At 39.9% G+C, this 22352-nt stretch carries 17 protein-coding genes; 8 read left to right on the forward strand and 9 right to left on the reverse strand.

Annotated elements, in window-relative coordinates; translation table 11 throughout:
• Positions 1-34: 34 nt before the first annotated feature.
• Together ACFI4Z_RS08180 and ACFI4Z_RS08185 are read right to left on the reverse strand one after the other, a co-directional pair.
• A complete protein-coding gene (locus ACFI4Z_RS08180; protein WP_462670155.1) occupies positions 35-2137 on the reverse strand; it encodes a flotillin family protein in 2103 nt (700 codons plus the stop codon).
• Between the two features lie 55 nt (positions 2138-2192).
• Positions 2193-2813 (reverse strand): DUF1449 domain-containing protein, encoded by a 621-nt coding sequence (locus tag ACFI4Z_RS08185; RefSeq protein ID WP_462670156.1) that lies wholly within the window; start codon positions 2811-2813, stop codon positions 2193-2195.
• 400 nt (positions 2814-3213) lie between these two features.
• Between ACFI4Z_RS08185 and ACFI4Z_RS08190 the strand changes: the two genes are divergently transcribed.
• Positions 3214-4017 carry a hypothetical protein gene (locus ACFI4Z_RS08190; RefSeq protein ID WP_462670157.1) on the forward strand — a complete coding sequence of 268 codons (804 nt, stop codon included), beginning with the start codon at positions 3214-3216 and terminating at the stop codon, positions 4015-4017.
• 243 nt (positions 4018-4260) lie between these two features.
• On the forward strand, positions 4261-4605 hold the full coding sequence (locus ACFI4Z_RS08195; protein WP_462670158.1) for an energy transducer TonB: 345 nt from the start codon (positions 4261-4263) through the stop codon (positions 4603-4605).
• A 142-nt stretch (positions 4606-4747) separates the two neighbouring features.
• On the opposite strand, the gene ACFI4Z_RS08200 is transcribed toward ACFI4Z_RS08195, so the two are convergent.
• A complete protein-coding gene (locus ACFI4Z_RS08200; RefSeq protein WP_462670159.1) occupies positions 4748-6238 on the reverse strand; it encodes a dipeptidase in 1491 nt (496 codons plus the stop codon).
• A gap of 184 nt (positions 6239-6422) precedes the next feature.
• Here ACFI4Z_RS08200 and ACFI4Z_RS08205 point away from each other — a divergent pair, with 184 nt between their 5' ends.
• Entirely contained in the window at positions 6423-6581 is a 159-nt protein-coding gene (locus tag ACFI4Z_RS08205) for a DUF2986 domain-containing protein (protein WP_462670160.1), read from the forward strand.
• 320 nt (positions 6582-6901) lie between these two features.
• Positions 6902-8296 carry a pre-peptidase C-terminal domain-containing protein gene (locus tag ACFI4Z_RS08210; protein ID WP_462670161.1) on the forward strand — a complete coding sequence of 465 codons (1395 nt, stop codon included), beginning with the start codon at positions 6902-6904 and terminating at the stop codon, positions 8294-8296.
• 306 nt (positions 8297-8602) lie between these two features.
• Here ACFI4Z_RS08210 and ACFI4Z_RS08215 read toward each other — a convergent pair whose 3' ends face one another.
• The 4 genes from ACFI4Z_RS08215 to ACFI4Z_RS08230 all read right to left on the reverse strand — a co-directional run bounded on the left by ACFI4Z_RS08215 (position 8603) and on the right by ACFI4Z_RS08230 (position 12333).
• A complete protein-coding gene (locus tag ACFI4Z_RS08215) occupies positions 8603-10777 on the reverse strand; it encodes a TonB-dependent receptor plug domain-containing protein (protein ID WP_462670162.1) in 2175 nt (724 codons plus the stop codon).
• A gap of 137 nt (positions 10778-10914) precedes the next feature.
• Entirely contained in the window at positions 10915-11631 is a 717-nt protein-coding gene (locus ACFI4Z_RS08220) for a DUF1499 domain-containing protein (RefSeq protein ID WP_462670163.1), read from the reverse strand.
• A gap of 82 nt (positions 11632-11713) precedes the next feature.
• Positions 11714-11908, reverse strand: coding sequence for a helix-turn-helix transcriptional regulator (locus ACFI4Z_RS08225; protein WP_058560002.1), 195 nt, complete (start codon positions 11906-11908; stop codon positions 11714-11716).
• Positions 11905-12333, reverse strand: a complete 429-nt coding sequence (locus ACFI4Z_RS08230; RefSeq protein ID WP_058560003.1) for a hypothetical protein — start codon at positions 12331-12333, stop codon at positions 11905-11907. Before ACFI4Z_RS08230 ends, ACFI4Z_RS08225 begins: the two co-directional genes overlap by 4 nt.
• A 225-nt stretch (positions 12334-12558) precedes the next feature.
• Between ACFI4Z_RS08230 and ACFI4Z_RS08235 the strand changes: the two genes are divergently transcribed.
• The 3 genes from ACFI4Z_RS08235 (at position 12559) to ACFI4Z_RS08245 (ending at position 17383) form a co-directional block, all read left to right on the forward strand.
• Complete coding sequence (locus ACFI4Z_RS08235; protein ID WP_462670164.1) at positions 12559-15807, forward strand: nSTAND1 domain-containing NTPase; 3249 nt, start codon at positions 12559-12561, stop codon at positions 15805-15807.
• Between the two features lie 22 nt (positions 15808-15829).
• Positions 15830-16207: a DP-EP family protein gene (locus ACFI4Z_RS08240; RefSeq protein ID WP_462670165.1), complete on the forward strand. Its 378-nt coding sequence runs from the start codon at positions 15830-15832 to the stop codon at positions 16205-16207.
• A 180-nt stretch (positions 16208-16387) separates the two neighbouring features.
• Positions 16388-17383, forward strand: coding sequence for a GGDEF domain-containing protein (locus ACFI4Z_RS08245; RefSeq protein ID WP_462670166.1), 996 nt, complete (start codon positions 16388-16390; stop codon positions 17381-17383).
• A 139-nt stretch (positions 17384-17522) separates the two neighbouring features.
• On the opposite strand, the gene ACFI4Z_RS08250 is transcribed toward ACFI4Z_RS08245, so the two are convergent.
• Together ACFI4Z_RS08250 and ACFI4Z_RS08255 are read right to left on the reverse strand one after the other, a co-directional pair.
• Complete coding sequence (locus ACFI4Z_RS08250) at positions 17523-18434, reverse strand: tetratricopeptide repeat protein (protein ID WP_462670167.1); 912 nt, start codon at positions 18432-18434, stop codon at positions 17523-17525.
• A 183-nt stretch (positions 18435-18617) separates the two neighbouring features.
• Positions 18618-19970: a magnesium transporter gene (locus tag ACFI4Z_RS08255; RefSeq protein ID WP_462670168.1), complete on the reverse strand. Its 1353-nt coding sequence runs from the start codon at positions 19968-19970 to the stop codon at positions 18618-18620.
• A gap of 253 nt (positions 19971-20223) precedes the next feature.
• On the opposite strand from ACFI4Z_RS08255, the gene ACFI4Z_RS08260 reads away from it, so the two are divergent.
• The gene (locus ACFI4Z_RS08260; protein WP_462670169.1) at positions 20224-22263 is read left to right on the forward strand and encodes an alpha/beta hydrolase family protein; all 2040 of its coding nucleotides are present in this window, start codon (positions 20224-20226) and stop codon (positions 22261-22263) included.
• Positions 22264-22352: the final 89 nt, after the last annotated feature.

The following is a 22352-nucleotide window of genomic DNA, read 5'->3' on the forward strand; positions in this document are numbered from 1 at the left end:
ACATTTGCTGTTGCGGCTCTTAGCATTGGCAAAACTAGTCTTTGGGATCTAGTTTAATTTTATCATCTAAGCCGCTACCTAAATTGCCGCCTAACATGCTCAGTAATTGGCTTTTTTCAGCTGCCGTTGTATTACTTAGCTGCTTAAGTAATTTACTCATGTTAAAGTTTTTTAGTGTTTCAGCTGAGCCATTTGCCCCTGCTAATACACCTTTTAGGTCTTCTATTAAATTACGGTCGCCGTTTAAGTGGTCTTTAAATACCGTTTGTACTGTTTGGCTTTCATCAACTAAACCATCAATTGATTTACCTAAACTAATTGCACTCATAAACTGGTTAAAGAACTGGCCGTCTCCGCCCATGATATTAATATCAGCGTCGCCCAGTGCTTTTGCCATAATATGAGACTGATGCTCTGCAATGTCTTTACTTGCTGAAATTTTAGCAAGCACTAACTCTTTTTGTTGGTTTAGTTGCAGGGTAAAGCTTTCGTAATCACGGGCATCTTGATCCATTGCATTGAGTGCTTGCAGCTTCTCTTCAAGGCCTTTAGCCTCTGCGAGCATCTTACGCTCAAGGTTAATTGCTTCAACTTCGCCTTGTTTCTCGTTTGCATCAGCCATCGCGGTTTGTACTTGGGCTTGAGTTAAGCCTATTTCGCGGTCACCTTGTGCTTGCGCTTCAAGTTTTTGTTGCAGTACGCGCGCATCTGTTTCGCCTTGTATTGCATTTGCTTCTGCCTTCGCTTTAATTACGTCCGCTTCTGCAAGGCCTTTAGCGGCTGTTTCAACTTGCTGTGCTTGCGCTAAAATCTTCTTAGACTCAGCCTGTTGGTTGGCAATCCTCAGCTCAGCATTAGCCATTGTTTCAAGCTCACGCGCTTTGTATTCTGCCGCTTGCTCTTGTGCTTTTGCCGCTTCTATGTCTTTTACCAGTGCTTCTTCGGCCTCTGCCTTGGCACGAATAATGATTGCTTCTTTTTCACGTTCCGCACCTGCCAATACTTTTACATCTTTAATACGTTCTTCTTCTTCAGCCACTGATTTTTCAACAATCACGCGGTCACGCACTACATCAGCAATTTCTTTACGCTCAACCTCTAGGGCTTTTTCTTTATTGATGCGTAAAATTTCGGTTTCTCTTTCACGTTCGATCACTTCGATTTCACGCGAGCGTGATACCTTTTCTTCTTCAATACCGAGCACACGCAATCGGTTTTGTTCTGCTATATCAAGCTCACGTTGTTTGTTCTGTTCGGCGATTCCAATTGCCTCATCTGCCTGTAAACGTGCTTGCTCTGATTTGAGGCGTTCTTCTTGACGCACTTTTTCAGCTTCTGCAAACTCACGGGCTTTAACTGTCTCTATTTCACGCACTTGACGTGACATGGCATCTTGCTTTTGACGTTCAATCTCGAGTGTTTTCTCAGTGGCTTCTTGGTTTTGAATCTCAATTTTAGCGCGCTCATCACACTTTAATTGATTGGTCGATACATTTTGCAAAGCCGTCATTTCGGTAATGCGGCGAATACCTTCAGCATCCAGAATATTTTGCGGGTCGAGCTTATCAATTGAGGTTTGTTCAAGGTAATCAATCGCGACATCTTCAAGGGTATAACCTGATAAATCTTGGCCTATCACTTCTTTAATGTTGTCACGAAATTCATTTCGATGTGTAAATAGCTCAACAAAGTCCATGCGTTTACCAACGGTTTTAAGCGCTTCTGAGAACTTCGCCTCAAATAGCTCTTGCAGCGTGTCGTGCTCTGAGGCGCGAGCACACCCTACATGTTTAGCTACACGCAAAATATCTTCTTTGTTTTCATTAACACGTATATAAAAAGTAATGGCTATATCGGCACGGATATTGTCTTTACATATTAAGCCGCCTTTGTCTTTTCGCTCAAGAACCATGCGCTTAGTCGAAATATCCATTACTTCCATTTTATGGATCACCGGATACACAATGCCACCCGTAGTGGTGACATCTGGCTCGTTTTTCATTTTATTAATGATCAGCGCTTGGCCTTGCTCAACCTTGCGGTAAAACTTGCCAACGATAAGTAAGATAGCAAAAACGATCGCTATTGCTATACCTACAAATGTTAGTATAGGGATGAGGTTATCTAAAAATTCCATGTTATGTCCTAACGTGATTATCGATTTTTATAAGTTACAAGCATTACTAAGCCGATTACCACGGCTTCCTCGTTATGGTGTAACAGTGTTGCTCTTTGAGGTGTTCAAGCAACACGGCTGTGTCACCTGAGGTAAATTGTTCATCATCGCTGCTGCGAACTTGAATGAGTTGCTCAGTCCCCTGAAACTGCACGCGAGCCTGACCAAATGTGGGGGTCACTTTTCCTGTAACTACAATGCATTCTAAACCGAGTAAATCGGCACTTGATGATGTTTCAGCACTGGTAAAAAAGCGTTGCAGTGGTTTTGAAATAATCGCTGCAACTGGCATGCTCACTACCATGCAAATAACGACCATTATTAAACCCGAAACATAAAATAAGACGCCATCTCCTAGCATATAAGCAAAAAACTTATGGGCATATATACTCACAAGCCAGCTGATCATGACAATTAAACTCACCGATACTGTGATTGGTACACCACCAAAACCCATATTAAACCATGACGGCATACTTGAGCTTTGCGCAGCGTCGGCATCTATATCAATATCTGCCTCAAACATATCAATATCAGCAAAACCGAGTAAGGTTATTAACCAAAAAAGAACGACAACTAAAAGAAGGGCTGTAAAAATAGCCGTGGGAAAGGTAAGCGCTAAATTTAAAAATTCCATTATGACTGCTATCCAGTTTTTATATTTATTATCCTTATGAAATCTTTTTACCATTTTACGGCACAATTGTTAAGAAATTTATAAGAACAACTTTCTCTATTAGCAAATACTAGTTAACCACCTCAAACGACTAAATTATATTCGTTCTTACTCACTTGTAACCCATACTCCTATACATCATGCTTAAATAGCCCATTCAAAAAAGCACAAACAGCAGAGCATAAAAACAAAAAATAAACATTTCATTGACATAAAGAGGGGTTGTTGTACCTTTTATTTATAGAAGATGGTTACCCTTGTCTATATTGTGTGCTTTTTATACTAAATAAAAGTGTATATAAGGTGACCAGCTCATATTAAGTCCTATTTTGCGCTTGAGACCAATAAATACGAGGGAATGATGAACAAAAATTTTATGATTTATGCTGTAGTGCTCATGCTAATTGCATGTGGTGGTGGTTCAACAAACACTTCACAAAGCGCAACACCAGTTACTACTCCCCCTGTTCAAACTGACCAAACAACGGAAAATTTAGCTATTCCTAACAATCAAGAGTCAGAGGTTTATAACATCTTAATATTAGGTAACAGCCATGTCGCAGGCATTGATGTTTTACTAACTAAAATATTTACTCATGCAGATGACGATAAAACCGTAAATATTGAAACTCGTGGGGGAGCATTTCTCGATAGTATAGTGAACGACGCCAGCATTATTGAAACACTGCAAAATAACCAATGGACGCATGTTATTTTACAAGGGCAAAAATACTCTCAAAGTCACTCTGTTTTATACCCTATTGATGCATCAGTTACTTGGATTCAGCGTGCTAAAGCGATAGGAGCCACACCAATTCTTTTCCCAGAACACCCGCTAAAAAATAGGCCGGATGATGCCGTTTACGTGCATGGTATTCACACTGGCATTGCTGAAAAACAATACAGTTGCGTTGCCCCTGTTGGATTAACATGGAATAAAGCGTTAAAGCTGTCTCCGGGGTTAGACGTTCATAGCTCAGATGGAAACCATGCAAAACAGCTCGGTAAACTACTCACTTCACTCGTTTTATATGAAACAATTACAAGTGAACCTGCTGACTTATTAGCGTTTGCCGATACGCTACCAGGTGACGACAATACACAAGCCTTATTTGGCCAAGTGACTTCACAAACGATAATTGAAAACCCGCCCTGTAAGTTTTAATACAAGGCTTATCCATTTATTACATTATAAAAAGTGAATAAACGTTCATTAACTGGTTTGGTGCTTCTGTGATTTGGGCCACCCCATTATATTGTCTACCAGAAACCTAATGCTAAAGCGATAACGTTAATGATACAGGCATGATTTATAATTTTTGCAGTTTAACTCTACTCATAAATGCAATTGTTTAGTATGGTATTTAAACAGAGGTAAACTCTGTTAACCGATTAAATGGAGCTTAAAATGAAGTTGTTGTTAATTATTACTATGAGTTTGTTTGTACTTCCTGCCTTCGCAGATTCGCCAAGCAACTTTCAAGATGCACAGCCAATTGTTAGGACCCATCCTAAATATCCTATTGAATTAGCGCGTTTGGGAATTGAGGGCTGGTGCCAGCTAAAGTTTTCAGTTAATGATGAAGGCGCGGTGGTTGAAGCTGAGATTATTGAGTGTTCCAATAACGGTTTTGCAGACACCTCTCTAGAAACTCTTGGCAAGTGGGTATATAGCCCTAAAACAGTAGCGGGTAAACCCGTTAAGCAAGAAAATCTGACCACCCAGCTAGACTTTAAGTTGAACTTTGAATAACCAATCTCAAAAAACATTTGCCTCTTTAGGCATTTTAACCTCTTAACCAGCTCTTTGGTTAAGAGGTGTGCTAATGTGCTCAATGTAATTCGCTTTAAAAGTAGTAGCTAGCGATAGATTTATTATTCAGAGTTTAAATAAATTACATATTGCCCAATCTGATCATCATCGCAGTATACATTTTGAGGTTTAACTTAAGCTGCTCAACCGTAATGAACTCATGCTCTGAATGGCCTGTGTACTTTTTGCCAGGCATGGATGGACCAAACGATACCGCATTTTCAAATAGCTTAGCGTTCGTACCGCCACCAATTGATACAAAACCTGCATCTTCGTCACCGGTGAAATGTTTAAATATATCAAGCAATGCTTGAGCATGTGGTGCGCTGTCAAGCAACATTGGTGTGCCTATCACTATATTAGTGTTCTTTAATTGCACTTGATTACTCGCTTGCCAGTTTGCCAGAGCTGTATCTATTTGCTGTTGCAATTTCGCTTCATCTTTACCAACAGGGCGGCGCATATTTACAGATAAAGTAATATCATTACCATCGCGTTTTAATAATGTTGGTGAGACCGTCATCGGGCCCATAAAGTCATGGCTATACGCAATTTCGCCAAAGTTATTACCATATAAATCAAGGCCAATAAGCTGATTAATAAACTCTATGGCTTGACCGTCACTGTTGTTCTCAAGCTCGATACCTTTAAATACCTCTGCTAAGTGAGCAATGGCATTAAATCCCGCCTCTGGCTCAGATGAATGCGCTGACGTGCCTTTTATTGATACTTTGATGCCTTGATTAACCTCAGTAACCGCCACTTTAACATCCTTGAGTGTAGCAATATTCGTATTAAGGGTTTCAATATCCGCATCGGTTGCGTTATGTAACACAACGCTGGCGTCCTCTGGAATTTGGCTAACAAATGCACCACCTTTTAGGTCACTCACATATACACTGGTTTGAGGTGATGTACCTGTAAAAGTTGGCGCAACTAAACTCCAGCCTTTCTCCGCGACAACCACAGGATAGGATGCGTCAATAGTGACGGCATATTTAGGTTGCTGATAAGTTTTCATAAACTCTTTAAGCGGTTCCCAATCCGACTCTTCGGCTAAATAAACCATTAACTCTATACGGTTCTCAAGCGTTATACCTTGATCTTTAATCGCTTTCATAGCATAAAGTGCTGTAGCGATTGCGCCTTTATCGTCTTCAGTTCCGCGAGCAATTAATTTGCCTGGCTCTGAGGTGCTGTCTATTTTAAACGGACTTTGTTGCCATTTACTGGCATCCGCTGGTTGCACATCGCCGTGAGTTACAATCGTCACTTTTTGCGACTGTTCACCCATACCAATCAACACTGTGTACCCTAAGTCTTGGTAATCAAAACCAAGTGCTGCCGCTTTCATTTTTAATAACGCTTTAAAGCCAATAAAATCAGGGTTCGTTAATGTTGAAATCCCTTCTTTATTAACCGTTGGATAAGAAACTAAATTAGCCAAGGTATGAATTTGGGTGTCTTGGTAGGTGTCTACTGCGTACTTAGCAGCATCCTGACTAATTTGGTCAATATTCGCATGGCTACTTGCAGCCATTAATGCAAGACTTGCTAAAACAAACTTTTTCAAAGCAAATTCCTATTAAATGAAAGTGAAAGAAGACACTCTAATTGTAACGCTGTAAAGACACGTTACGCCAGCTTTGTACAAAGTATCTTGTTGTAATTAAATGTTGGATATTTAAATAGCTAAACATAGCTTATACGCTGTATACTACGCCACCAATTTTAAGCATATGTGTATAGGGCTTGGCATGAACCGCAGAAAGAAAATCGTCACTAAATTTCAAAAGAAAGATAAGCGCGCAAACGCTAAATTACACAAAAGTAATAAGCCTGCGTATGTGTCAAAAGCTGATCGTGAAAAGCTAGCGCTTGAAGATGCAGTAATAGAGCCAAGTGAATCAACGTAAGCACTAATTAAAACCCATCATGTAAACAAAAAGTTAAAATAAAGTTGTAATATCTAGAACCCTGTGCAATATTGAGTATTCAGCAATTATGCTGAAACACGTCAATAACCACTAAGGAGGCGTTTATGAATAACTTATTTATCGCTGCCCCTAGTGCTCCTCAAGAATGCTCTGTTAACTATCACCTAAGTGAATGGTTCGACGAGTAACCCTTAAATTTTATAAATAAAACACTCAGCCTCGTTGTTCGTAGGCTTTGCTGAAACTCCTATTGCCGATAAAAATGTTGGTAATAGCTCTATAAGATTTAGGTAATTATAATGAAAAATAAATTCTCAATTCTGACAGGAACACTAGCTGCATGCCTGCTTTTCTCAGGTGCAAGTCATGCATGTTTAACCAGCGAAAACGAATCAAACGATACAGAAAGTAATGCCAACGCAGGCCTTTGTAGTAATACTACATTGGCTGGGTCACTGAGGCGAAATGATACCGACTGGTTTTCATTTCAAGTAACAGAGCCTGGCAATATTGATATTTCTGTTGCACATAATAATAATGATGATTTTGACTGGCACTTATACCAATCAAGTGGTGGTGCAATTGCACAAGGTACTACTGGCTCACAGCCTGAGCCAGGGAGTTATTACGCAAACAGTACAGGTACTTATTTTATTAAATTAACACGTTACTCTGGCACTGGTTGGTACGATTTAGACGTAAGCTTTCCTGATGGAGGCTCATCCAACCCAGGTGACAATGAGTGTGGATACGGTAATAAACCCACCAAACCCAGTGCTCTTAGCACTTATATAGTGGGATCTAGTGCTGATAGCTGCAACACTTTAGCTGCAAATGATGGCGCAGTGTTGTTAATGGGTGGTGGCAGTGATGTTGACCAAGCCTTTAGCAACCGTGTTGCAAGCCATGTAGGCAGTGGTGCTGATGTTGTTGTACTGAGAACATCAGGCAGTGATGGTTATAATGATTATTTATTAGGTCTGATGAGTGCTGACTCTGTAGAAACCTTGATTATAGACAGTACAACTAAAGCAAATAGCGACTATGTAGATTGGGCAATTCGCAGTGCTGAATTTGTTTGGGTTGCTGGTGGTGATCAGTCTGATTATTTAAATCAATGGCAAGGCACTAAAGTGCAAGCGGCTGTTCAACATGTTTTTGATCGAGGCGGTGTTATTGGTGGTACGTCTGCAGGCATGGCATTGATGGCTAACAGTATTTATGATCCTGATGGAGTTGCGGGCGCTGTATCTGATGAAGTTGTCACTGACTTTTGCCATCAAACACTTAACTTTAGTAGCCGATTTGTTGATGTGCCATTTTTAGATAACAGCCTCACTGACACTCACTTTCTAGAGCGTGACCGAATGGGCCGTGCAATTGTGTCGCTTGGGCATCATAGTAGTCAGCACTTTTCAATTGCAGCGAGTGAAGCAACATCACTGTTTATTAATGCAAATGGCGATGCCGTTGTTGATGGAAGTGCTGAGGTCTATATATTTAAAGAAACAACACGAACTAACCGAGCAACACTGCAATGTGGCAGTGCGGTAAATTATCAAAATGTAAGCCGTGTGAAGCTACTACCGGGCGATAGCTATAATGTAAACACTCATAGCTATAACGGTACACAGCTAGATGTGAGCGTTAATGGTAATAACAGTAACTATTACTCACCTATTAATCCTTATTAATCTGCTTAATTAGGAGCCCTCGGGCTCCTAATATATACCCAAGCTACCTCAAGATGCAGAATTCAGCGTTTCACAGGGGCTTAATATCAAGGCGTTACTTTGCAACAATGGCCATCCCTTTTAAGAAGGAACAACACTGAGAGTAAGTCCCTGTGAAATGCCCAACGGGTTGGTTTAAACGCGATTTATACTGCGTTATTGATTTTAACAATAGAACCACTATTACTTGCAATCAATGCCTGGCCTAAATCGCTTTTAATTCCAACTGAAACTTGCACCTTGAGGTGGCTTGGGTATACAACACATTTAAAACGCGTAACTCATTCCAATATTCACAGAGCGGCCCTGCCCTGCTAACTGATTAAAGCCTTTGCTCATGTCGCCTTTAAATTCTGCAATACTCACTCCGCCTAGTGGCTGTTGATAGTACTCATCAAGTAAGTTGGTAATCGCAAACTTAGCCGTTAAGTTATCCCACGTTGCCTTTGTTTCTATGTTAAGCAAATGGTAACTATCGGTTTGGTTTTCTAATCGGCGTGGATCTACGCGAGTTTTGCTGTCGACCCATTGCCACGTGAGTGAGTTTTGCCATTTACCTATGGTTTGCGCTAGCGCAAGTTTACTGTGTAATGGCATAATTTGATAAAGCGGCTCATTAGATGTATCTCTCTCACCGCGTGTTGCGGTAATAGCGCCTGTTAAGTCCCATGTGCCTGCACACTTGGTGTCGCTTATGCGTACTGCACCTTCAAGCTTCGCGCCATAGAGCGTGGCATCCATATTGGTAAATTGTAGTTTATTGCGTTCAGTGGATGCCATATTCATGCGCTGCGTAGTGCCTACAACGATTACATCAATGTAATCATTTACTTGGGTATACCATGCATTTGCACTGACTTGCCACGTGTCGTCATGCGCTGATTTAGTATAACGGGCACTGATAGTATGTGCAGTTTCTGCGTCTAAATCCGGGTTGCCAATATAACCATTACCATCACCAAACCAACCTATCATGCTTGTGGCCATGGTACTTACACCCCAGCTATAACGCTCATATAAATTAGGCGCACGATTTTTACGCGCAAGGCCAAGTTGTAATTCGTCATTATCACTGTATTGATAGCGCAACAATAAGCTGGCATCAACAAGTGTGTCACTGCGTGCTCTGTCCATAGCATTAAAAGTTTTAGCGGCCTCTTGGTTTGGATCAGTCATGTTCATACCATGCATTCCCCCCATATCTGACATATCACTCATACCTGACATCGAATCCATGTCGTCATTCATACTCATTTTAGTGTATGGCTGAACCTCCCCTGCGTTTGTTTTCACATGCTCAATACGTGTTCCTGCTGACAGCCACCACCTTTTATTAAGTTGATGTTGCAGCTCTACAAATCCAGTGAAGCGGTCACGCTCGCCGTCATTAATATTTACGTATTCGTTTGGCCCCATCATCATAGAGCCTTCAACCGCAGGCCACCAATCATCAATACGGTAACCATAATATTCTTGGCCTAATAACAATGTGCTGTCGGCATTAAGGTCCAAGCGCCAATTAAGTTGGTAACTCATATCTTGCGCATCGGTATTCATTGGCATCATGCCGGTTTTTTCTTCGGTGAAAAAACCCATCTCATGCTGCACATCATTAAAATTCACTTGTGCTTGAAAATCCCCACTATCGATGGTGCGTTTATATTGGGCGATAACGCCATAACTGGTGTTATCGGTCATATCCATGTATTGATTAGGAAAACCCTGAAAGGGTATTTTTTGATGCGTTAGCTTCACAACAACCTGTTGTTTTTTATCACGTAGTGCGGCTGTGAGTGCGTGGTTTTGCACTCTATAAAGCGTATCTAGTACCAAATCGCCGTTACCATCTTCATAGCTTTTGGCATCTTCAAAAGAGCCTTGATAATTTAAACTAAAGGTATTACTGGCCAGCCGTGCACCAAGTCCAATCGCTTTTGCGTTGTTGCTACTGCGATACTGTGCCGAGGCATACCCTGAATGCCAGTTAATTTCTTCGCTTTCACTATATTGAGGAGCAATAGAATTAACATGAATAACACCTGCAATATTATCACCGCCCGCACTTACGGGTGATACATCCGCCACCACTTGGTATGACGTAATCTGGTTAGCTGAAATATAAGACAAAGGCGGGTTCATTTGATTACCACACGCAGCAGTTAAATCTGCACCATCCACTAACACTTTGACTCTATCGCCCATCATTCCATTTAAAATAGGTAAGTTAGACACACCACCCGCAGCTGAAAAATCGACACCTAAGTCATTTAAAAGCTGATCTGCAGTGCCTAAATTAGCGTGTGAATTTAAGTGTTGGCCCTGCACTTCAATGTGCTCAATTGAATCATCAGCAAAGGCTGAGGGAGTAAGTAAACTTGCGATACACAGTGCTAAAGGAGTGAGTGGGTAGTGAGAGTTAGAAAGTGATAATTTGCTGCTCATTTTATTCTTTAATCACAACAGGTTTAAGGTGCTCAAAGTATATAGCGTGTTTATTAATGTGAACACGCGACAAATTGTCGCACCCTTTTTGTAATTAAACCGCATGCTACCTAAGGGCAGCATGCTAATGAGTATATTTACTTCGCAGTCAGCTCTTTATTCAATAGGGCAATAAATTGATTAATGCGCTCGGCGTTTTTACCCAAATCGCTTTTGCCTACGCGTGATTTACTGCGAATATCTAACGCACTTGAGTCACCATGTGCAACGACTCTTATCACTACATCATCTTTAAAGCCAAACCACGTTGTTGTATCAGTAGCTTCAATAATACCTTGCTCAACGTCAGAATTAACAAGTTCCCAGCCTAAGCTTTTTACAGTATCGATAGAAACACGAATCACATGCTTGGTGTTTTCTTTATAATTAAGCGTGGCAAGTTCAGGGTAGGCTTTTAACTGTTGTGCTGCTGTTTCTGCACCTGCATATTCAACAGGGTTTGGCGCATCGGCACGTAACGGTGCAATAGCAATAAATTCCGGCGGTGTTATTACATCGGTAGAAATATCATGTATTGGAGGCACACTTTTCGCTTTATTCATAATGCTTAGAGGCATAACAATTGCCACAGCCACAAACACACAGCTTACACCAAACACAGCCCAATTTGTTTGCTTACGAAAAAAGCCAGCTTGAATCACAAGTAGCACAGCCCCTGCCATTGCAGCAAACACACCATAGCGGATCCCGGTAAATGCAGTCCCTAACTCAATTAACTGCCATTTATACAAAGGCCCTGGCAACACCACTAACAAAATGGCTAACAGACACACCACGCTACTTAACTTCTTCATCTAACTGCTCCGTACTATTCGATAAATATACACAATCATAACAATACCTTAATTATGCTGATTAGGATCAACTAAGTGTAGTTTATTCTTCATCTTGAAAGATGTCCTCAATTGTTAAATTAAATAAACGAGCGGCTTTGAATGCTAAAGGCAAGCTAGGATCAAACTTACCTTTCTCTATTGCATTAATTGTTTGGCGCGACACATCTAATAATTCGGCGAGTTTCGCTTGAGTGTAGTTATGCTCTGCTCGCAACACTTTCAAGCGGTTTTTCATTCTTCATCTCCATCATTTAATTGCTTATTCATCACTAGTACACTGATCAAATAAGTCAGTCCCATAAACAATACTAAATGTGAAATATCTTCCTTAAATTGCAGCAACCCACTCGATTGCACCACAGAATAAGCCAAACCAAAAACTAAGCTTGCGCCTAATGTAATCGCCATGGCATTTAAGTGTAACCGCTGTTGCAGCTCGTCCATTCCTTTAATTTGGCGCTTATTTGCCATGATCATCATTATTCCTACAACCACATTAATAGCAATCGCGACCACGCTAAAAAGCGCATCTTCTTGCCATAAAATATGTGGGCCAAATGAAGCAATCGCGAGTGTAATTACCCACGCCGACGTCCATTTAGCAAGGTTAAGGTTATTCTTTTTATTGCGCTGTTCAAATGTAAGTGCTGACTTTTTCATGTTTTCCACCTTAGAAGTAAAGTTAACTTGACTTAATAATAGGCAGAACAAGTAAAAAGTCAAGCAAGCTTTACTTAAAGATTATAAAACATGACTTTTTACTATTTTTTTAGTTGCAATAGCAGCCGCTCACTTGCTGTTAATCTCATAGTATTGTATTAACCTAAATACACAGTGCATGATAGAGTTATCAACGCTAACAGTGCTTCTAATAATGAGTGATACATGAGTTCTCCTATTTTTTTTGTTGGTGACTGGCAAGTTACCCCAGCTACAAATACCCTTCGTTTAGGTGAAAAGGTCAAGCAACTAGAGCCCAAAGCGATGGACGTTCTATTATTGCTATGTGAAAAACAAGGTGAGCTACTTACTAGCGATGAAATTATTAGCCACTGTTGGCAAAACGTAGACGTAGGCGATAACCCGCTGCATAAAATTATCACCCAATTACGAAAAGCCTTTGATGATAAAGCAAGCAGTCCCCAGTTTATTGAAACCATTCGTAAACGAGGTTATCGCGTTATAGCTCCTATTCGCTTTGTGCTTGATGACGAACAAAAAGCAAGTAACATCCCTTGGCAAGGTGACTCGCCCTTTGTTGGTTTAAGTGCTTTTTCGCCTGAGCAAGCCACTGTATTTTTTGGTCGTACTAAACAAATCGCCACATTACTACAGCGTACGTCTGCGCAAATAAGTTATGGCCGTGCATTTTGTTTATTGCTTGGTTCAAGTGGCTCTGGCAAGTCATCATTAGTCAACGCTGGTGTTTTACCAGCATTAATGAATAGCGCAGGCTACGATGGTTTTAGAGTTGAATCTTACTGTCAGCTCGATTTTGCCGATATTAATAAAGGCCGACTTCTGCTCGATTTAGCTTCGACTTTGCTAGATTTAGACGTTAACGATACCCCTGTGCTCGCTGATATTAGTGCAGATGCGTTGTGCGAATTATTAATAACGTCACCAGAGCAAGTTATTGAGCAATGTAAACACGCATTAAAACAAAAAACAAACCACTTAAAACCGTACTTATTTTTGTTTATTGACCGCCTTGAAGTCTTACTCTCATCAGCGTTATTTAGCGAGCAAGAGCGCAGTCAGTTTCTTAGCCTTATAGAATTGTTTGCTAGCAGCGATTGCATGATTATATTTAGTGCCTGTCGTAATGACTTCTATCCACATATTGTCAGCCAACCAAGCTTAATGGCGGGCAAAGCCAACGGTGCTCATTTTGATTTACTTGCACCAACGCGCGCTGAACTCAAACAGATGATACGCCTTCCCGCTTTAGCTGCTGGCCTTAAATGGCAGCTTGATCCTGAACACCAAACACCACTGGATGAAATACTCTGTAACGATACCGCCAATAACCCAGACGCCCTACCAATGTTACAATACACCTTGCAACAATTATATTTACAACGCAGTGAAAATGATGAGTTATTGGTTTCACACTACCAAGCATTAGGCGGTATTGAAGGCGCAATAGGTCAAAAAGCCGAACAAGTATTTACGCAATTACCCAAACCACAACAAGCTGAGCTGGGTTTAATACTATCAAGGTTAATTACCTTAAACGCCGATGGTGAAACCCTCACCAGCCGCGCAGCACGTTGGGATGAGCTAAGCAACTCAGCGCAAAACCAGTTAGTACAGGCGATGGTCGATAGCCGCTTATTTGTATCACACCTTAAAAATGAGCAAGCCTGCTTTAGCTTAGCCCACGAAGCATTACTGCGTCATTGGCAGCGCGCCATAGATTGGATAAATGAACACCAAGAAAGCCTTGCGATAAAAAGCCGATTGCAACACGCTGCTGAGCGCTGGCTAAACGAGCAAAAACACCCTGACTTTTTATTAGCTCAAGGTAAACCACTACAAGAAGCGAAAAGTATTGCTAATAGCCCACTGTTTAAAATATCAAACTCTGAAGCTGCACTGCTTAAAGCTTCAAACAAAAAAACAAAACGTAATAAACGCTTACTACAATTAACCACTGGGGTGTTTTTTGTTATCAGTGTCATTGCTATTACAATGAGTGTGCGCAGCTACCACGCTGAGCAAGTAGCCCAGCAAAAACGCTTAGAAGCAGAGAGTTTACTCGGCTTTATGGTGGGTGAATTTGCTGACAAACTACGTAGCGTAAAACGTATGGACTTACTCGATGGTATAAGTAATAAAGCGTTGGAATATTTTACTAACCAACAGCATAACGACTCGTTATTTAATTTCACCGATAACCAAGCTGACTTTAACAACCGCTTTCAATATGCACAAACCCTTGAGGCCATGGGAGAAGTGGCCTATTCCCGCGGCAAAACAGACGAAGCCTTTACCGCCTTTGAAAACGCCCGCACTCGTCTTGAGGCATTATTAAAAACCCAACCAAACAACATAGAGCTACTCACGCTTGCAGGGGCTAATGCCTTTTGGTTGGGTCAACTTAATTATGATAACAGTGACTACGCCGCCACTGAGCCATTATTTAAAAAATACCATGCTTATAGTGAAACCATGTACTCGTTAGCACCGAATGACTTTAACTCGATTATGGAGTTATCATATTCGCATAACTCGCTGGGGTCTTTGTATTTAAAGCAATTTAACTATAACGCAGCAAAACAAAGCTTTACAGAGTCGCTCGCCCTTAAAAACAAAGCCCTTGAACTAAAGCCAAACAATAAAAACTTATTGCGCGATAAAGCCGACACCATTAGCTGGCTTGCTAAAGTTGAAGAAAATTTAGGTGATTTTAACGCAGCATTTAATATGCTTGACCAAGCAATAGCTCAGCTAAATACCTTATTAGCTATAAAGCCTGAGGATGCTAGCTTACTAAACTTATTAACTAATACCTACATGCAACAAAGCTATCTTTTAAGTTACTTCCCGCAAAAAAATAGCGCCTATTTAAAAGCAGTGAAAGCAACGGATGCAATAGAGCAAGCAATAACTCAAGATCCAGAAAATAAAAACTTCATACGAAAATACTATCGGTCTCTTGCATATCAGTTGATGCTATTAGAAAACAACAAAACGAGTAACAGACTCGAAGAAATTATAGGTTATGTCAATCAGCAGGGGTTTTCAAACACAAGTATTATCAACATCCAACTTAGCCTGGTTCACTACTTTATTAATCGTAAATATTTTGATGAAGCGAAAGAGCTTTTAGCCAAGCTTGAAAATAGCTCCGATTTTAAAGAGAAAATTAATGACATCAGCAAAGCTGAAAACTATTTAAACTTTGTAAAAATAAATATAATAAAAGCAAAACTTGCTAGCAATAAACTTGAGAAACTGGCAGCATGCAATAAAATTATAAATACGAGCAATGAAAGAACTCATGACAGTAAAAGTATAAATAAAATTTACCCTCTCATTCAAGCATACACCTGCTTAAATAAAGCGAGCAAACTAGACACATTAAAAAGCAAACTTATTGATTTAGGAATTAGTGATTTCACATTATAAACTACATTAAAAAGGAAGTAACATGAGCGAGAATAAAATCCATAACTTTACGGTAAGCATTAAATTAGATAGTAATAATGAAGCCGTATTTACTTATTATAAAAATGGTCAAAAAGTATCTGGCGGTGGAAAAGTTAACGAAAGAAACAGCCTAGGGATTTACACGTTAGATGATGCAACAATTGAGCAAGGTTTTGCATTTACAGAGGCAAGGTTTACAAATATTGAAGGCGACTGCGCTCAAGATTTTAGTTTCTCTTTGATTGAGAACGGCCAGTCAATACATATTGCTGATACAGATAAAAATACTGGTGTAGTGTGTATGATTTTCATCGTAGAGTGCAACGGAAAGAGCTATAAAAGCCGTGATCCTCAAGTGGAAAATGAAGAAGAGGTTTAATTAAGGCGCTAGTACTCACTAAGTTTATACAGTTCACAGGTTTTTTAAGAACCTGTGAACTATTTATAAAACTTTAAAATCAACAACTTAAAACCAGAAGGTTACCAGAAGGTATATTTGCTGTTTTTTTCATAAATTAGTAGACACCAAAAACGTATAGCAAAGCGTAAAGGAATTAACGTGTCTAACAAAACTAATAATAACAGCCAACTGTTGTCTACACATGCACAAACAAATCAAGTCGGCAGTAGCCTTTGTTCTTCACTTTCTCATCTGCAATTTGGCGCCTTAATTGAATTATTTAATGGCACTGCCGAAGGTATTTTTGTGATTGATCAGCACGGTAGTTTTGAGTTTGTTAACCCGGTTGCAGCTCAATTACTGGGGGATTCACAACAAGCGTTGATTGGTAAAAGTATATTAGATTTTTTATATAATACTGATCGCGATAAATACATGTATACATTATTAAACTGGTTAGACATAAAAGACACGCGACTTAACTTTGGCCCTAACGAAGTAAAAATAAATAAAGCCGATGGCAGTATTATTGAAGCAGACTTATCATTGTCAAGCATGCCAAATAGTATAGCTAGAGCACAAAAATTATATGTGTGTATACTACACGATCTTAGCTCACATAAAGCAATGTATAATAAATTGAAAATACAAGCTTCCACCGATCATTTAACAGGCTTAGCGAATAGATTAACGCTCGATGAGTCATTAAAAAAATACTGGGCTGACAGCATTCAAAGTAAACAAGCGTTGAGCTGTATACTGGTTGATGTAGACCACTTTAAAAAGTTTAATGATACCTATGGTCATATTAAAGGCGATAAATGCCTACAGAAAATAGCTAAAGTTATATCAAACTGTGTGCCTTCTCGAGATTGTTTAGCAGCGCGATACGGCGGTGAAGAATTTGCTATTATACTACCGCGTTGCAACCGCGAAAGTGCTAACGTGGTTGCTAAAAGTATTCAGCAACAAATAAATGCAATGACATTTAATGATATTGGCCTACCACCTGGTGTAAAAATTAGTGTGAGCCAAGGTATTGCGTGCGAATTTAATAATCAATACCGCACCAGTGAAGCATTAATCTGCGCTGCAGACACCGCACTTTACAGAGCAAAAACAGACGGTAGAAATAAAGTCATTACCAGTGCTTAATACGGTTTTTGTCATATAATAAAACGCAAACACCCTAAATTTTAAATACGCTGAGAAAAACACCTCTTACACTATAAGAACAAAGTGTAATGGGTGTTTTTTATTAATTTAAAAAAGTGCAGTGGGCTTTTTAGGGTGGCTAGTTTAAGTCTTTTTTTAGTTTCATGTAGAGATTCAAATGCCCATCTTTTAGTTGCGTTTGATCTACCTCACTCAACATAGCTGCCGCTTTATCGCGGCGTTTACTTTGCCAATGCGCCTCAGCACTTCTTAATGTATAAACCGCATGAGTACCCGTGTTTTTAGGGTATTGCATGTAAGCAAACGAGTCAGCATAGTATTTTATTGCTAAATCATAATTCGCTAGTAATTGGTGAGTACGGGCAACATTGCCAATTGCCAACGTTATTTTACTTTTATGATCGGTATTAATAATTGCCTCAAGTGCCAGTAAGCGAAATTTGAGTGCTTTCTCTAAATCCCCCCAGCTATGAAACACATTGGCTTTATTGGCATTAAGCTCAAAATGAAAAATAGGGTCTCTGCTTTTTGCAAACCGGCTACCAATATTCAAAAGCAAGTTATACGAGCGTTCCTTATCACCAAAAACATAATGTAAATTTGCCAGTTCGAGTAATCTAAAGGGGTTTTCAAACGCACTATACATATTTTCGAGCTTCGCCATGGCCTTGTTAGCATAAATTATGGCCTGTTCTTTGTCTGTGCGTGAAATTGCTTTGGCGTAGTAAAAATATAACTGTGTTTTGAATACCGTAGGAGTTGATTCTAAATCAACTAATGGCTCAACTTGAACGATAATTTCATCAAAGTTTAAGGTGTCATATAGGTAATCAATTTGAAGCGTTTTAAGCTTATACCATGATTTAGTATATTGCGGCTCATTTTCTAACGCGGTTTCAATGTGTTCTATGCAATTATCTGTAGATAAGGCTAAGCAGTATTGTTCGTGATCGCTAAAGTGCTCAGAAGCAAATGCAATTTTACATATAAATAAATAAAATAATGGTAAAGAAAGAAGTGCTTTAGTCATTACATTTTGTGCCCGTAAATAGTTAGCCCTACCATAGCATAAATTAATGGTGTGTTAATCAAGCTGCTGAGTGAAAACTCAAACAACAGCAAAAAATATGATTTCGATGTAAATGGCTGCTTTATCCAACCATTTACGCTCGTTTTATTTACACATGCGTTGAAGTTTATTCACTTTGATACATTAAAGTAGCAATAAACTACCTAAACCTAAGAAGGTAACAAACCCGACAATATCCGTTACTGTGGTTAAAATTACCGACCCTGATAACGCAGGATCTATTTTCATCTTATCGAGTATAGAGGGGATTATTACCCCAGACAGCGATGCAGCAATTAAGTTTAAAAGTATCGCAACTGTGATTGTGATACTCAGCATCACATCATCAAACCAAAGGTTAGTCAGCACACCAATCACGATGGCCCATACACAGCCATTAACTGCCCCTACTCGCAATTCTTTTTTAAGTAATGCCTTACGGTTCGAATCTGTCACCTGCCCTAGTGCCAAACCACGCACAATTACGGTAAGTGTTTGACTACCCGCTATACCGCCCATTGAGGCAACCACTGGCATTAACACCGCAAGGGCCACTACCTGCTCAATAGTGGCACCAAACAAGCCAATAAACCACGAGGCTAAAAAGGCCGTGGCCAAGTTAATACCTAACCAAATGCCACGGTTTTTTGCTGACTTTGCAACACTTGAGAACAAATCTTCATCCTCGCGTAAACCACCGGCTTTAGCTGCGGCTTCGTCAGTCATTTCTTGGCGTAATTCGTAAGCCGATGAGACTTTTAATCGGCCAAGCAGTTTATTATCGGCATTAACCACAGGCATGGCCATTTTTTCACTGTGGATCACCACTTCAGCCGCTTCGTATAAGTCATCATCTGCGTGCAGCGAAGCTACATCTAAGTTGGCATAATCTAATAATGAATCTGCGTCATCCGCTTTAAATAAAGCGTTTACGCTCACTTCACCTATTAAACTGCCTTTACGACTGACTAAATAAATGACCTCGGTAAATTGCGGTAATCCTTTATGTAAAATCTTTTGTGCGCCACCTACGGTGAGCTTTTCTGATACTTTTAAAGCATCAAAATCAAGCCAGTGACCCAATTGCTCAGGATTAAATTGCTGTGCTAATTCATACTGCTTGGTTTGTACTTCATCGAGTTGCTGGCGAGCGTATGCAACAAATCGCTCAGGAATAAACTCTTCCAGCTCAAGTAACTCAGCAACGCTTACTTCGTCTAATAATTTAAAACCTTGGGTTTCATCTAAGGTTTGTAATAGCCAGCGACAACTATCACCGCCTAGGTTGATGAAAATTTCGTGCTGGGTGTCTTCATCAAGTAATTCCCACACTTCCAAGCGCTGCTCTTTTGGCAAGGCTTCGAATAATAGCGATAAATGCTCGGTGGAGAGCTTTTCTTTAGCATCTGCTAATAATTTGTTTTTTCGTGCTGTGGTGTCGCACTGTAATAGCTCATCAATAAGCTGAGGGAGTTGATCAACAGGATACTCAATCATATTAAAGCTCGATAAAAAATTGTAATAACATGAGTCTAACTTAGGGTGGCTAAAATTGGCTATTATATTTTTAACTGACTCGGCGTAATGCAGGTCCAACGCTTAATAAAACCAAACTTTAAAAAATATCGTCAATTGTAATTTAATTATGCATTACCACTTAACTTAACGATGTGCTCTTTAATCTCAATTATCTTGTTCAAAAAATTGGGGCGTCATAGGATGGTGTTTTATTATACAAAAATGAAAAACTATGAAATTAAATGCATTACTAACGTTAAGTTCGGCGCTGCTATGTGCATCCTACAGCGTAAACCTTTACGCAAATGACACCTTCTCTGCCGAAGACATTTTCCAGCTAGAGTATGTGAACAATCCACAAATAAGCCCTGATGGTAAGAAAATACTTTACCTAAGAAGTGGCTATGACATCATGCAAGATTCTGCAAAACGCAGTATTTGGATGTACGATGTAAAACAAAATCAGCATTACCCATTACTCGCTGATGAACACAATTACGGGCAACCGACTTGGTCACCTGATTCTAAAAAAATCGCGTTTACTTCTAATCGAAGCGGAAGTAATCAACTTTATGTTTATTGGTTAGAACAAGACAAATTAGCGTTATTAACGCAGCTCCCTAAGTCAATTCGCAGTTTAAGTTGGTCTAATAATGCCAACAATATCGCATTTACCATGAATGTAGCTGCTGGTAAAACAGACTTTGTAAAGTCAGTTAAATTACCTAAAAAGCCAAAAGGAGCATCTTGGTCAGACCCCGTAAAGGTTTATGAAAAAGCGCGCTATCAAGCGGATGGTTCAGGCTTTTTAGAACCAGCTTATCGTCATGTATTTATTGTACCCGCTAATGGCGGCACAGCTAGGCAGTTAACAACGGGCAATTTTCAGCATTATGGGCCACTTGCATGGTCTCCTAATGATAGCAACATTGCTTTTTCATCAGATCAACATGCTGATTGGGAGTACCGCACCACTGAATCTGATTTGTATGAAGTTAATATTAACGAAGGCACTTATACTCAGTTAACTCAAATACCTGGCCGAGAGTCTAGACCTACTTACTCAGCAAATGGCAAACAAATCGCTTTTATTGCCCGTGATAATGCACCTGTTCCGTATATAAATTCAACGCTTAATGTCATTACTAAAAGTAGTAAAAAAATTGCCAATGTCAGTAATGACTTTGACCGCTCCGTTGCTGATTACAAATGGTCAGGTAAAGGTGATTTTGTTGTTCAATATGACGATTTTGGTAAGCGCAAGCTGGCAAAGTTATCATTCAACGGTAAAGTAACGGACCTCGTTGATTCACTGTCAGGCACTTCAATCGGTCGTCCGTATATCAGTGGTAGTTTCAGTCTCGCTAAAAATGGAGCAATTGCCTATACCCAAGGCAGTAGTCAGCGCCCTGCTGATTTAGCCTATTTATACAAAGGAAAAAGCAAAACCTTAACCTCTTTAAATGAAGACTTATTGGGCCACAAGCAATTGGGTGAAGTCCATGAGTTAAACGTTAAGTCATCATTTGATAATGAAAATATTCAAGGTTGGTACATTACCCCACCAGATTTCGACAAAACCAAAAAGTATCCTTTATTACTTGAAATTCACGGCGGCCCACACCTTGCCTACGGTCCAAGTTTTACAGCTGAGCTACAACGATATGCCAGTGAAGGTTATGTGGTGGTGTATGTCAATTATCGAGGCTCAACCAGTTACGGTAAAGACTTTGCCTTATTACTCGATGGAAAATATAGCTCAAAAGAAGATTTTTCCGATCATAATTCAGCGGTTGATGCCATGATAGCCAAGGGGTTTATTGATGAGGAAAACTTATTTATTGCCGGTGGCTCTGCAGGCGGTATTGCCGCAGCTTACGCCATTGGCTTAACCGACCGTTTTAACGCGGCGGCAATCACCAAGCCGGTAATTAACTGGCTGAGTAAAACCTTAACGGCTGACAGTTATTTAGGCCAAATCCGCAATCAATTCCCAGGCATGCCTTGGGATAATGTGGATCATTATTGGCAGCGTTCACCCTTATCATTAGTTGGCAATGTGACAACACCAGCCTTACTGATGACAGGTGAAGAAGACCGCCGTACGCCGATTTCAGAATCTGAGCAGTTTTATCAAGCGCTGAAGTTAAAAAAAGTAGACACGGTGCTTATTCGTGTACCGGGTTCGCCCCATGGTATTGCAGGACGCCCATCTCGTATGATCTCAAAAGTAGAGCACACGCTAGCATGGTTTGAGCGCTATAAAAAATAATTCAATATACTGAAATATTTAAACTTTAATATCAAAATGCCGCTTAGTTGCGGCATTTTATTTATCTACTTTATTAAATAATAATTGAG

It is taken from the genome of Pseudoalteromonas sp. RWi3 (assembly GCF_054960735.1).